Below are 11,834 nucleotides of genomic sequence, written 5' to 3' on the forward strand. Positions count from 1 at the left end.
ATTACTCGGTCGAGACGCTCTCCGGTTCGGGTTCCTCGTACGTCCGGTCCTTCGAGATACGTGCACGCATGATGCGGGTGTTGTCGACCTGCTCGACGCGGATGACGACGTTCTCGTAGGAGAGTTCCTCGCCCTCCTCGACGAGGCGGCCGGCACGGTTGAAGATGAACCCTGCGATGGTCTCGAACTCCTCGCCCTCGGGGAGTTCGATGTCGAGGGCGTCGTTCACCTCGTCGATGTTGACCTCGCCGCGGACCAGCGCCGTCTCCTCGTCGATGAACTCGATGGGCTCGTCCTCCTCGCCCTCGAGTATCTCGCCGACGATCTCCTCGGTGATGTCCTCCATCGTCAGCAGTCCCTCGGTGGTCCCGAACTCGTCGATGACGATGACCATGTGCATCCGGTTCTCGCGCATCTCGCGCAGGAGTTCGTCGACGTTCTTCGACTCGGGGACGTGGAGCGTCGGTTCGATGAGGTCGCCGAGTTCGAGGTCGCCGCGCTCGCCGTAGTTGAGGTCGCGCACGAGGTCGCGGATGTGGACGATGCCGGCGACGTTGTCGAGGCTCCCCTCGTAGACCGGCATCCGGGCGTGGCCGCTGTGGATGCACGTCTCGATGGCCTCCTCGATGGTCGCGTCCTGCGGGATGCCGGTCATGTCGAGGCGGGGGGTCATCACCTCCTTGGCGATGGTGTCGTTGAACCGGAGGGTCCGCTGGAGCATCTGCCGTTCGTCCTCGTCGAGGACGCCCTCGCGCTCGCCGGTCTCGATGATGTCGCTTATCTCCTGGCGCGTGACGTAGGAGGTCTCGATGGCCGCCCGGCCGCCGGTGACCCGGTTGACCTGTCGGGTGAGGAAGTCGAACGTGACGACCAGCGGGAGGAGGACGTACTCGGCGAGTTTCAGGGGACGGGCGATGCGCAGCGCCCAGTTCTCGGTGTTCTCGATGGCGTAGGACTTGGGGGCGCTCTCGCCGAACAGGAGGACGACGGCGGTGATGGCGAGCGTCGCGACGGCGACGGCCGCCCCGCCGCTCAGGTAGAAGCTCAACAGCCCCGTCGCGATGGACGACATCGCGATGTTGACGATGTTGTTCCCGACGAGGATGGTCACGAGCAGTCGGTGGGGGTCCTGCTTGAGTCGTTTGACCGTCGCCGCGCCCGGTCGCCCCTCCTCGTTGAGCGCGTCGACGCGGTGGGACGCGAGCGAGAACATGGCGATCTCCGACGACGAGAAGAACGCCGACAGCACGATGAGCAGGAAGATGACGCTGACGCCGATGAGCGTGAACTGCATCTGGCTCAGCGCCAGCGGTCCGATCTCGACCTGCTGGAGGGTGGTCGCAGTGAGAACTCCCGAGAGACGATGGCCCATTGACGGGTGCTCTTCTGGCCCGTCGAGATTAAGCGTTGTCATGGACGTCGAAGGGCTTAGGACGCTCACGCCCGTCCTCCGACGCATGGAGGAGACGATCACGCTCTACCGACTGCAGGCGTGTCCCTACTGCGAACGCGTCGTGCGCGTCCTCGACGAACTCGACCTGCCGTACCGCTCGCGGTTCGTCGAGCCGATGCACTCCGACCGGAACGTCGTCAGGCGCCTCAGTGGGAAGCGAACCGTCCCGGCCATCGTCGACGAGCACACCGGCGTCACCATGTCCGAGAGCGCGAACATCGTCGACTACCTCCGCTCCGAGTACGGCGACGGGGGTGCGGCCTGATGGTGGACTTCGACGTCGTCGACCTCGGCCCCGTCGACCACCCCGCCGTCGGCGAGTCGGCGCCGGACTTCACCCGGCCGCTCGTCAACGCCGAGTACTGGGAGGACACCTCGTTCTCGGCCCTCTACGAGGAGGGCCCCGTGCTGCTCGTCTTCCACACGATGGACGGGGCGTTTCCCTCGACGTACCTCTGGAACGAGGTCCGGGACCGGGGGTGGACCGACCGGCTCCGCGTGGTCGGCCTCTCCGTCTCCTCGCCGTACGAGCACAAGACGCTCATCGAGGAGCGCGGCGTCGACGCGACGCTGTTCTCGGACCCGGCGAACGGCGTGGCCGAACGGTACGGCATCGCGAACGACCTCGACGGGATGACCGGCGTCAGCGAACCCCGCCCCGCGGTCTTCCTCGTCGACACCGAGGGGACGGTTCAGTACGCGTGGGTCGCCGCCGAGTGGCCCGAGTTCCCCGACTACGACGAGGTCGAGGCCGCCATCGACGAGCACGTCGCGTAACCGACTCGCCGGCGACCCGCTACGCTTTTTCGCGCCGCGCGCCCACCGCCGACGATGAGCGACGTCTCCGACTCCGACCTCGCCACGGCGGCGGCCGCCGTCCGCGACGGCGAGTGCGTGGTCTACCCGACCGAGACGGTGTACGGACTCGGCGCGGACGCCCGCTCCGCCGCCGCCGTCGAACGGGTGTTCGACCTGAAGGGCCGCTCGCGCGAGAAGCCCGTCTCGCTCGCCGTCCCGAGCGTCGAGGCCGCCCGCGTGCACACCCGTCCGACCGACCGCGAGATGGCGTTCATGGAACGGTTCCTTCCCGGTCCGGTGACCGTCGTCGTCGAACGACGCGCGGGCGTCCCAGACGTCCTCACCGCCGGGCGTGACCGCGTCGGCGTGCGCGTCCCCGACCACCCCGTCGCGCTCGCGCTCCTCCGGCGGGTCGCGCCGACGCCCGTCACGGCCACGAGCGCCAACCGGAGCGGCGCGGGCAGCGCCAGACGCGTCGACGACATCGACCCCGCGCTCCGCGACCGGGTCGGGGCCGTCCTCGACGCCGGCGGTCTCGCCGGCACCGAGAGCACCGTCGTCGACGTCTCCGCCGGGTCGATTCACCGGCGCGGGGCGAACGCCGACGCCGTCGAGGACTGGCTGGCCGACTACTGACCTGACCCGACCTCGCCTACCCCAGCAGCGACCGGAGCGACCGCGTCCGGACGCCACACTCGTCCCGGTACTCGCAGGGTTCGCACTTCGCCCGGTCGCGCGTCCGCGCCGGCGGCCCGGTCACGCTCGCGGCCGTCCGGAGCGCTCGTCGGAACTGGCCGGTCCGCCGGGCGGTGAGCGGTACCTCGCGCACTACGCCGTGCGTCGGGTACTCGACGTACGCCCGCTCGACGCGCGTCTCGCGCGTCCACGCGAGCGCCTTCGCCATCGCCACCGCCCGGACGGTCTGGGGCGCCCAGACCCCCGTTTCGGGGGGGACGCCGGCCGAGACGAGACTCGGCGCGAGCGGCTCCTCGACGACCTTGTGAGCGACCCCGCGCACCTGTCGACCGGTGAGGAAGACGTCGCGCTTCGGCGGATTACAGAGGGCGTCGAAGGCGTCGATTCGGGCCCCCGAGCGGCCGAGCGCCGCCCGGTAGGCCGTCGGCGAGACGGCGATGGGTTCCGCGCGCAGGTCGGTCGCCGGGTCGCGCAACTCGTCGTACCGGAAGGCGAGTTCGTGACGTTCGTCGCGCTCGGGGTACGGACTGTCGTCCCGGCGGCGGTAGTAGAGCTTCCGCGCGCAGTAGGCCGCGAGCGAGACGTCGGTGATTGCCTGCACGACGGGTCTGGTCCCGTTCCCCTACTTGAACGTTCGGCCTGGCGCGTTGTCCGTCGGTCGGTGGCTCCCTTCGAGTAGTCACTACTGAACCGCACCGCGAGCGACCGCCGGGAGCGAGCGGACGCGTCGAACCTCCGAAGGGGGTGAGGCGCGGTTTCGGTCGAGGTTTTACCAGCGAGTGAGCGCGTCGGAGGCGCGCGAACGAGCGCAGTAAAACGTCGGTTAGAAGGAAACGTCCGTCTCCATCCCGTCGGTGGCCTCGTCGAGGCCGTCCTCCTGGACCTCCTCGGTGTGGCCGGCGAGGTCGGCGTCCGTGAGCAGTTCCTCGAACTCGCTGTGGAAGCGGTCGTTGACGCTCCGGCGACGGGTCTGAGTCTCGACGACCGCGCGGTACTTGCGGACAGTGGACTCGGCGACGTCGAGTTCCGCGGCCACCTCGGTGACCGGGCGGTCCTCGTTCAGCAACTCGCGCAGGCGCTGGAGTTCGAAGGGTGCGTCCGTCTCGCGCTCGCGCAGCAGGTGCAGGTCGTGACGCGCCCGGACGACCGTCTCGCGGTCGGCGTCGAGGCGCTCGGCGAGCGCGGCGTCGCTCTCGCCGTCGAAGAACCCGTAGATGACCGTCAGCAGGTCGTCGTCAGCGAGGTCCGTCCGGAACTCGAACTGCTCGCGCATGCGCGCGACGAGTTCGTCGATGCGCGCCTCGATTCGCCCCCGGTCCTCGCTGAGTGACCCCCTCGCCGCCTCCTGCTTCTCCGTCACCGTCTCGCCCTCCGTGACGTCGATGAAGATGTCGCGGAGTTCCTCGGTCTTCTTGTTCATTAGTGGCTGTAAGGTCACGCGACTCCCCCTCTTGAATCTACTGCCTACCCCTCCCGTCAACCGACGGGTTCAATGTGGTTGACGACGACCGCCGAGACGACATGGACACGACAGAGCAGACGGTGGACCTCGTGGGCGACGAGACGGTCGAGAACGTCGCCCGGGCGGCGCTGTTCGCGGCGCTGACCGGTGCGTTCGCCTACGTGGTCTTCCCGAACCCGGTGTCGCCGACGGACATCACGCTACAGGTCCTCGGGGTGTTCCTCGCGGGTATCTTCCTCGGGCCGGTCTGGGGGACCGTCTCGATGGTGCTCTACCTCGCGGCGGGGTCGCTCGGCGCGCCGGTGTTCCTCGGGGGGGCGGCGGGAGTCGGACAGTTGCTCGGCCCCACCGGCGGGTACCTCCTCTCGTACCCGCTCGCGGCCGGCGTCATCGGCCTCGTCGTCCACGGCGGCGCGACGCTGCGCGACCCGAGCGCGGCGAGCCTGTTCCGCCTCGTCGCGGCGCTGACGCTCGGGACGCTCGTCATCTACGCGCTTGGCGCCCTCGGGCTGATGTTCTTCGGCGACCTCGGCGTCCGGGCGGCGGTCGTCGGAGGGGCGCTCGTCTTCCTCCCGGCGGAGGCGCTGAAGGCGGCCGCGGCCGTCGGCATCGTCCGGAGCGACGCCATCGCGGCGGCATGATTCGCGTCGAGGACCTCGTCCACCGCTACGGGGCGACCCAGGCGCTCGACGGCGTCTCGCTGTCGGTCGCGGACGGCGAGTTCGTCCTCCTCGCGGGGGCGAACGGCTCGGGCAAGACGACGCTCGTCCGGCACTTCAACGGCCTGCTGCCCCCCGACGAGGGACGGGTCACCGTCGACGGCCGTCCCGTCGACGAGGACGTCGTCGCCGCCCGCACCAGCGTCGGCATGGTCTTCCAGGACCCGCGGGACTGCTTCGTCGCCGCGACGGTCGGCGCCGACGTGGCCTTCGGCCCGGAGAACCTCGGACTCGCCCACGAGGAAATCGACCGTCGCGTCGGCGAGGCGCTCGCCGCCGTCCGGATGGACGGCCGGCGCGACGAGCGCATCGACGCCCTCTCGGGCGGCGAGCAGGCCCGCGTCGCCATCGCCGGCGCGCTCGCGATGCGCCCCGCCCACCTCGTCCTCGACGAACCGTTCGCCGGGCTGGACTGGCCGGCCCGGACGGCCGTCCTCGACCGACTGGTGGCCCTCAACGACGAGGGGACCGGCGTGGTGGTCGTCACCCACGACCTGCGGGACGTCCTCGACGTCGCCGACCGGCTCGTCGTCCTCTCGGCGGGCCGGGTCGTCGAGGACGGCCCGCCGGAGTCGGTCGCGTCCCGCCTCGCAGTGCACGACGTCCGGCCGGTCGCCGCCGACGCCCCTCCCTGAGTCGTGTCGACCTACACCCCCGGCGAGTCGTTCGCCCACCGCCTCGACCCCCGGAGCAAACTCGCCGTCCAGGCGGGCTTCGCCGTCGCCGCGCTGGCACACACGACCGTCCCGGGACTCGCGGTCCTGACCGGGGTCTGTGCAGCGATACTCCTCGCCGCCCGGACGCACCCGGCGCGCGCGCTCGCGGACCTCCGGCTGTTGCTCCCCTTCCTCGTCCTCCTGCCGGTGGTCGAGGGAGCCACGCTGGGGCCGCCGTGGTTCTCGGTCGCCGACGCTCGCGCGCCCGCCCTCGCCAGCTACCGGACGCTGCTGGTCGTCCTCGTGAGCGTCGCGTACGTCCGGACGACGCCCGTCAGGGAGTCACGGGCGGCGGTCCAGCGACTCGTCCCCGGTAAGCCCGGTCGGGTCCTCGGGACGGGTGTCGCGCTCGTCTTCCGGAACCTCGCGGTGTTCCGGGGTGACCTCCGGCGCGCCCGCGAGGCGTCGGCGGCGCGACTGGGGGACGAACGCCCGCTCGTCGACCGGATGCGTCTCGTGGCGACGGCGGGGCTGGCGCGCGCGCTCGGACGGACCGAGACGCTCTCGCTCGCCATGCGCGCGCGCTGTCTCTCGTGGAACCCCACGCTCCCGCCGCTCGCCCTCGCGCGCGTGGACGTGCCGGTGCTCGCGCTCGCGTGTACCCTGTTCACCTGGGGGCTGCTCTGAGCTACCAGCGAAAACAACCCGACGCGACGCGGATTCCGTTGGTAAGACTTAACCCCCTGCTTCGTTGCTGATAGAGTATGACATACCCGCTACAGGGAGGGACGGAGGTGACGCGCGAGACGTTCTGGCTCATCGGTCCGGTCGGTGAGCTGGTGTTCTACTACCTCGCGGTTCTCACCATCGCCGTCTTCCTCTGGGGGGTCTACGACCGCTTCGCCCGCTACGCGCGGGGGAGCGCCGACCCCTTCGACCGCCTGAGTGACCTGCCCGGCCGCATCGCCCGCTCCGCGAAGGCCGTCGGGTCGAACGAGAAGCTCTTCGACCGCGACTTCGTCGGCGGCGTGATGCACGCGTTCATCCTCTGGGGCTTCCTGACGCTGCTCATCGGGACGACCATCCTCGCCATCGACATGGACATCTGGACGAAGGCGCTCGGTCAGCCCTCCTTCTTCGTCGGTGACTTCTACCTCTCGTACTCGCTGGTGATGGACGCGATGGGGCTGCTGTTCGTCGTCGGCCTCGGCGTCGCGCTCTACCGGCGCTACGTCGTCAACAAGGAGCGCCTCTGGGGGAAACACACCGACTGGGAGGACGCCTTCCTCGTCTGGACGCTGTTCTTCCTCGGCGTCGGCGGCTACCTCGTCGAGGGGATTCGCATCCTCGGGACGGGCTTTCCCGACTTCGAGACGGTGAGCTTCGTCGGCTGGTTCGTCGCCGACGTCCTCCGCGTCGCCGGCATGGACGAGGCGATGGCGCGGGCCGTCTACCCCCTCACGTGGTGGTCGCACGCGCTGCTCGCGTTCGTCTTCATCGCGGCCGTCCCCTACGCGAAGCCGTTCCACATGATATCGAGTTTCGCCAACGTCGTCACGCACGACGAGATGGCCGGCCAGCGCCTGCCCGGCATCCCGGCGGACTTCGAACACACCAACGCCGAGTCCATCGACGACTTCACCTGGAAGGAACTGCTCGACCAGGACGCCTGTACGAAGTGCGGGCGCTGTTCGTCGGTCTGTCCGGCGAAGGCGTCCGGCCGGCCGCTCGACCCGCGCGACGTCATCCTCGACCTGAAGGCGTACCGCGAGTCGCTCGACGCCGGCGGCGAGGAGCGACCCATCGTCGCCGACGGCGGCTCCGTCATTGACACGGAGACGATGGAGTCGTGTATGGCCTGCATGGCCTGCATGGACGCCTGCCCGGTCGACATCGAGCACCTCAACTCCTTCACGCGGATGAACCGCCAGATGACCGACGAGGGGGCCATCAAGCCGAGCATGCAGGAGGTCTTCCAGAACGTGATGCAGAAGGGCAACACGTTCGGCGACCCCGCACGCAAGCGCGCCGACTGGACCGACGACCTCGACTTCGAGGTGACCGACGCCCGCGAGGAGACGGTCGAGTACCTCTGGTACGTCGGCGACTACCCGAGCTTCGACGACCGCAACAAGCGCGTCGCCCGCTCGCTGGCCACGCTGTTCGAACACGCCGACGCCTCCGTCGGCATCCTCTACGACGACGAGGTGTACGACGGTAACGACATCCGGCGCGTCGGCGAGGAGTTCCTCTACCTCGAACAGGCCGGCACGCTCATCGAGTCCTTCGAGGCCTGCGACTTCGAGAAGCTGGTCTGCACCGACCCCCACTCCTACAACACGTTCAAGAACGAGTACCCGGAGGTCGACTTCGAGGAGTTCGCCGACGACCCGATGATGGACTTCGACATCGAGGGCTTCTGGAACGCCGAGGGGGAGGTGGAGGTGTATCACTACACGCAGGTCGTCCAGGAACTCGTCGCCGAGGGCCGCCTCCCGCTGTCGGGGACGGAACTCGACTACACCGTCACCTACCACGACCCCTGTCACCTCGGGCGGTACAACGACGAGTACGAGGCGCCCCGCGACCTCGTGCGCGCGACGGGCTGTGCCCTCCACGAGATGCCGCGTAACCGCGCCAACTCCTTCTGCTGTGGCGGCGGCGGCGGCGGCCTCTGGATGGACCTGGAGGAGGACACCAAACCCTCGGAGGAACGCCTCCGCGAGGCGCTCGAGGACACCGACGCGGGCGCGAGCGTCGAGAAGTTCGTCGTCGCCTGCCCGATGTGCCTGACGATGTACGAGGACGGCCGCAAGACCGGCGGCTTCGAGGAGCACATCGAAATCGTCGGCCTCTCGGAACTGCTCGCCGAGGCCGTCGAGGCCGGCGGAACCGCCGCACAGCCCTCGACGTCGGAGTCGGCCGCCCCCGCCGACGACTGAGCGTCGACCCTTCCTCCATCGACCGCCTCGCTCCCGTCGGCGCGCATCGACAACGGCTTTCACCGCCCCCCTCGACGGTCCGGTATGGACCTCACTCACCGCCCCCGCCGGCTCCGGACCGACGGGATTCGGCCGCTGGTGCGCGAGACGACGCTGTCGCCGTCGGACCTCATCGCCCCCGTCTTCGTCGACGCGACGACCGACGAGCGCGTCCCCATCGGGTCGATGCCCGGGCACGTCCGGGTCCCCGTCTCGGGCATCGTCGACCGCGTCGAGGAGGTGCTGGAGACGGGCGTCGAGGCCGTCATGCTGTTCGGCATCCCCGAGTCGAAGGACGAGGTCGGGTCGCGCGCCTACGCCGAGGACGGCGTCGTCCAGCGGGCGATGCGCGCCGTGAGCGAGGAGACCGACGCCTACGTCGTCGGCGACGTCTGTCTCTGTGAGTACACGAGCCACGGCCACTGCGGCGTGCTCACCGACGAGGCCCGCGGGCGGTGGGAGCGCCTCCACCGCGGCGACGACCCGGCGCACGTCACCGACTCGTCGCTCACCGTCGAGAACGACCGGACGCTCGACCTGCTCGCGCGCACGGCCGTGTCGCAGGCCGACGCGGGCGCGGACATGGTCGCCCCCTCCAGCATGACCGACGGGATGGTCGGCGCGATTCGGGCGGCGCTCGACGACGCGGGCCACGAGGACGTCCCGGTGATGAGCTACGCCGCGAAGTTCGAGTCGGCGTTCTACGGCCCGTTCCGCGACGCCGCCGACGGCGCGCCCGCCTTCGGCGACCGGAGCCACTACCAGATGGACCCCGCGAACGCCCGCGAGGCGATGCGCGAGGTGCGCCTCGACGTCGAACAGGGCGCGGACGTGCTGATGGTCAAACCAGCGCTCCCCTACCTCGACGTGGTCCGGGCCGTCCGCGAGACGTACGACCACCCCGTCGCCGCCTACAACGTCAGCGGGGAGTACGCCATGCTCCACGCCGCCGCCGAGAAGGGGTGGCTCGACCTCGACGCCGTCGCCCGCGAGTCGGTCCTCTCCATCAAGCGCGCCGGGGCCGACCTGGTGGTGACGTACTTCGCCGAACGTCTCGCCGAGGACCTGTCGACCCCCTGAGTCGCGATACCCCGGCGCGCGCGAGGCCGAATTGACTGTCTGGCAACATTTGCACTGGACGAACGTCCGGATAGAATCGGTGTAGACGTGGGGTTTCTGGACGGTAGACGACCTTATATCGATAATATCGTACCGTATTTTGGACGAGTCGGTTTTAATGCGGGCAATATTTTGTAATATTCAAGCAAGCGCTTATGTAGTGGTACTCCGTGGGGTTCTATCGTGATTTGGAATCACGGTCTTCCGAAATTCGGGGGAAAGTTGGACGAAAGTGTATCCGATAGCCCTGGGGTGAGCCGCTGATGGCGCTGCTCCAGGCCGACCCGACCGCCATCGTCCAGTCCGTCAACTACGTGTGGGTGCTGGTGGTGACCTTCCTCATCTTCTTCATGCACGCGGGGTTCGCGATGCTGGAGGCGGGGCAGGTCCGCGCCAAGAACGTCGCCAACCAGTTGACGAAGAACATGCTCACCTGGTCGGTGGGCGTGACGGTGTTCTTCCTGCTCGGCGCGGGCACCGAGGCGCTGGTCGCCTCCGTGACCGGCGGCGCCGACTACGGCGGCTTCTTCGCGCTGCTGAGCGCCACCGACTCGCTCGCGTGGGTCGACTGGCTGTTCGGCGCCGTCTTCGCCATGACCGCCGCGACCATCGTCTCCGGCGCCGTCGCGGGCCGGATGAAACTCCGCGCGTACGTGGGCTACACCGTCGTGCTCGCCGCGGTCATCTACCCCGTCGTCACCGGCCTGACGTGGGCCGGCGGCTGGCTCTCCACGCTCGGCTTCACCGACTTCGCGGGCGGCATGATCGTCCACGCGATGGGCGGCGTCGCCGCGCTGACCGCCGCCGCGATGGTCGGCCCGCGCATCGGCCGGTTCAACGACGACGGCTCGGTCAACGTCATCCCCGGCCACTCCATCACCTTCGCGGTGCTGGGGACGCTCATCCTCTGTTTCGGCTGGTACGGCTTCAACGTCGGCACCGCCGCGGCCCCGCTGGCCGAGGGCGCCACCGAACTGGCCGACTTCAGCTACGTCGGCCGCGTCGCGCTGACGACCACTCTCGGCATGGCCGCGGGCGCCATGGGTGCCAGCGCGATGTCGCTGGCGAGGAACCGCAAGGTCGACACGCTGTACGTCGCCAACGGCATGCTCGCCGGCCTCGTCGGCATCACGAGCAACACCGACCTCATCACGTGGGCCGGCGCGCTCGTCATCGGCGGCCTCGCCGGCGCGCAACTCCCGCTGGTGTTCGAGTTCGTCGAGAAGCGCCTCAACATCGACGACGTCTGTGCGGTCTTCCCGGTCCACGGGAGCGCCGGCATCCTCGGCGCGCTGCTGGTCGGCGTGCCCATCTTCACCGTCCCCGACGCGGGCGTGAGCTTCGTGAGCCAACTCGTCGGCGTCGTCGTCATCGCCGGCTGGACCGTCCTCGCCACCGCGGTCGTCCTGGGCGTGTTCAAGGCGGCCGGGCAACTGCGCGTCACCCGCGAACACGAGATCGAGGGCCTCGACATCTCCGAACACGGCGTCGAGACCTACCCCGAGTTCAGCCTCGGTGACGAACCCGTCGTCGCCGACGGCGGTATCGTCCGGACCGACGGCGGCGTCGAGACGGGCGGCATCAAGCTCGTCATGGCGTACATCCGCCCGGACAAACTCGCCGACGTGAAGCGCGCGCTCGCGGAGGTCGGCGCCCCCTCCATCACGGTCACGAACGTCAGCGGCCGCGGCTCCCAGCCCGCGAAGAAGAGCCAGTGGCGCGGCGAGGAGTACGTCGTCGACCTCCACCAGAAGGTGAAAGTCGAGTGCGTCGTCGCCGAGGTGCCCGCCGCCGAGGTCGCCGAGGCCGTCCGCGACGCGGCCAAGACCGGCGAACCCGGCGACGGCAAGGTGTTCATCCTCCCCGTGGAGAACGCCTACCAGATCCGCACGGGCGAGGTGGGGGTGGAAGCGGTCTAGGCCGACGGGTGGGTTCCGGACGATACGCCGG

Annotated in this window: 12 protein-coding genes; 9 read left to right on the forward strand and 3 right to left on the reverse strand. The window is 69.4% G+C overall.

Annotated elements, in window-relative coordinates; all coding sequences use genetic code 11:
- Position 1: 1 nt before the first annotated feature.
- Complete coding sequence (locus P1Y20_RS12495; RefSeq protein WP_304449493.1) at positions 2 to 1,294, reverse strand: hemolysin family protein; 1,293 nt, start codon at positions 1,292 to 1,294, stop codon at positions 2 to 4.
- Positions 1,295 to 1,457: 163 nt separating this feature from the next.
- Here P1Y20_RS12495 and P1Y20_RS12500 point away from each other — a divergent pair, with 163 nt between their 5' ends.
- From P1Y20_RS12500 to P1Y20_RS12510, 3 genes are read left to right on the forward strand one after another with little or no spacing between them, the layout of a single operon-like run.
- Positions 1,458 to 1,718: a glutathione S-transferase N-terminal domain-containing protein gene (locus P1Y20_RS12500; protein ID WP_304449494.1), complete on the forward strand. Its 261-nt coding sequence runs from the start codon at positions 1,458 to 1,460 to the stop codon at positions 1,716 to 1,718.
- Entirely contained in the window at positions 1,718 to 2,230 is a 513-nt protein-coding gene (locus P1Y20_RS12505) for a redoxin domain-containing protein (RefSeq protein ID WP_304448992.1), read from the forward strand. The genes P1Y20_RS12500 and P1Y20_RS12505 overlap by 1 nt, the downstream gene beginning before the upstream one ends.
- A gap of 54 nt (positions 2,231 to 2,284) precedes the next feature.
- Positions 2,285 to 2,887 carry an L-threonylcarbamoyladenylate synthase gene (locus P1Y20_RS12510; RefSeq protein WP_304448993.1) on the forward strand — a complete coding sequence of 201 codons (603 nt, stop codon included), beginning with the start codon at positions 2,285 to 2,287 and terminating at the stop codon, positions 2,885 to 2,887.
- Positions 2,888 to 2,903: 16 nt separating this feature from the next.
- On the opposite strand, the gene P1Y20_RS12515 is transcribed toward P1Y20_RS12510, so the two are convergent.
- Positions 2,904 to 3,548, reverse strand: a complete 645-nt coding sequence (locus tag P1Y20_RS12515; protein WP_304448994.1) for a CRISPR-associated protein Cas4 — start codon at positions 3,546 to 3,548, stop codon at positions 2,904 to 2,906.
- 222 nt (positions 3,549 to 3,770) lie between these two features.
- Positions 3,771 to 4,367, reverse strand: coding sequence for a conditioned medium-induced protein 4 (locus P1Y20_RS12520; RefSeq protein WP_304448995.1), 597 nt, complete (start codon positions 4,365 to 4,367; stop codon positions 3,771 to 3,773).
- Between the two features lie 101 nt (positions 4,368 to 4,468).
- On the opposite strand from P1Y20_RS12520, the gene P1Y20_RS12525 reads away from it, so the two are divergent.
- The 6 genes from P1Y20_RS12525 (at position 4,469) to P1Y20_RS12550 (ending at position 11,803) form a co-directional block, all read left to right on the forward strand.
- Entirely contained in the window at positions 4,469 to 5,050 is a 582-nt protein-coding gene (locus P1Y20_RS12525; protein ID WP_304448996.1) for a biotin transporter BioY, read from the forward strand.
- The gene (locus P1Y20_RS12530; protein WP_304448997.1) at positions 5,047 to 5,763 is read left to right on the forward strand and encodes an energy-coupling factor ABC transporter ATP-binding protein; all 717 of its coding nucleotides are present in this window, start codon (positions 5,047 to 5,049) and stop codon (positions 5,761 to 5,763) included. Before P1Y20_RS12525 ends, P1Y20_RS12530 begins: the two co-directional genes overlap by 4 nt.
- A 3-nt stretch (positions 5,764 to 5,766) precedes the next feature.
- Positions 5,767 to 6,471, forward strand: coding sequence for an energy-coupling factor transporter transmembrane component T family protein (locus P1Y20_RS12535; RefSeq protein WP_304448998.1), 705 nt, complete (start codon positions 5,767 to 5,769; stop codon positions 6,469 to 6,471).
- A gap of 77 nt (positions 6,472 to 6,548) precedes the next feature.
- Positions 6,549 to 8,726 (forward strand): heterodisulfide reductase-related iron-sulfur binding cluster, encoded by a 2,178-nt coding sequence (locus P1Y20_RS12540; RefSeq protein ID WP_304448999.1) that lies wholly within the window; start codon positions 6,549 to 6,551, stop codon positions 8,724 to 8,726.
- A gap of 84 nt (positions 8,727 to 8,810) precedes the next feature.
- The gene (gene hemB, locus P1Y20_RS12545) at positions 8,811 to 9,845 is read left to right on the forward strand and encodes a porphobilinogen synthase (RefSeq protein ID WP_304449000.1); all 1,035 of its coding nucleotides are present in this window, start codon (positions 8,811 to 8,813) and stop codon (positions 9,843 to 9,845) included.
- 302 nt (positions 9,846 to 10,147) lie between these two features.
- Positions 10,148 to 11,803 (forward strand): ammonium transporter, encoded by a 1,656-nt coding sequence (locus tag P1Y20_RS12550; RefSeq protein WP_304449001.1) that lies wholly within the window; start codon positions 10,148 to 10,150, stop codon positions 11,801 to 11,803.
- The last annotated feature ends 31 nt before the right edge of the window (positions 11,804 to 11,834 follow it).

This window comes from Halomarina ordinaria, from assembly GCF_030553305.1.
GTDB classification, from domain to species: Archaea; Halobacteriota; Halobacteria; order Halobacteriales; family Haloarculaceae; genus Halomarina; species Halomarina ordinaria.

Excerpts from the sequence above, each read along its gene's own strand:
- P1Y20_RS12520 (WP_304448995.1), bottom strand. The coding sequence starts at position 4,367 with ATGAACAAGAAGACCGAGGAACTCCGCGACATCTTCATCGACGTCACG.
- P1Y20_RS12510 (WP_304448993.1), top strand. The coding sequence starts at position 2,285 with ATGAGCGACGTCTCCGACTCCGACCTCGCCACGGCGGCGGCCGCCGTC.
- P1Y20_RS12500 (WP_304449494.1), top strand. The coding sequence starts at position 1,458 with ATGGAGGAGACGATCACGCTCTACCGACTGCAGGCGTGTCCCTACTGC.
- P1Y20_RS12530 (WP_304448997.1), top strand. The coding sequence starts at position 5,047 with ATGATTCGCGTCGAGGACCTCGTCCACCGCTACGGGGCGACCCAGGCG.
- hemB (WP_304449000.1), top strand. The coding sequence starts at position 8,811 with ATGGACCTCACTCACCGCCCCCGCCGGCTCCGGACCGACGGGATTCGG.
- P1Y20_RS12505 (WP_304448992.1), top strand. The coding sequence starts at position 1,718 with ATGGTGGACTTCGACGTCGTCGACCTCGGCCCCGTCGACCACCCCGCC.
- P1Y20_RS12550 (WP_304449001.1), top strand. The coding sequence starts at position 10,148 with ATGGCGCTGCTCCAGGCCGACCCGACCGCCATCGTCCAGTCCGTCAAC.
- P1Y20_RS12495 (WP_304449493.1), bottom strand. The coding sequence starts at position 1,294 with ATGCAGTTCACGCTCATCGGCGTCAGCGTCATCTTCCTGCTCATCGTG.
- P1Y20_RS12525 (WP_304448996.1), top strand. The coding sequence starts at position 4,469 with ATGGACACGACAGAGCAGACGGTGGACCTCGTGGGCGACGAGACGGTC.
- P1Y20_RS12540 (WP_304448999.1), top strand. The coding sequence starts at position 6,549 with ATGACATACCCGCTACAGGGAGGGACGGAGGTGACGCGCGAGACGTTC.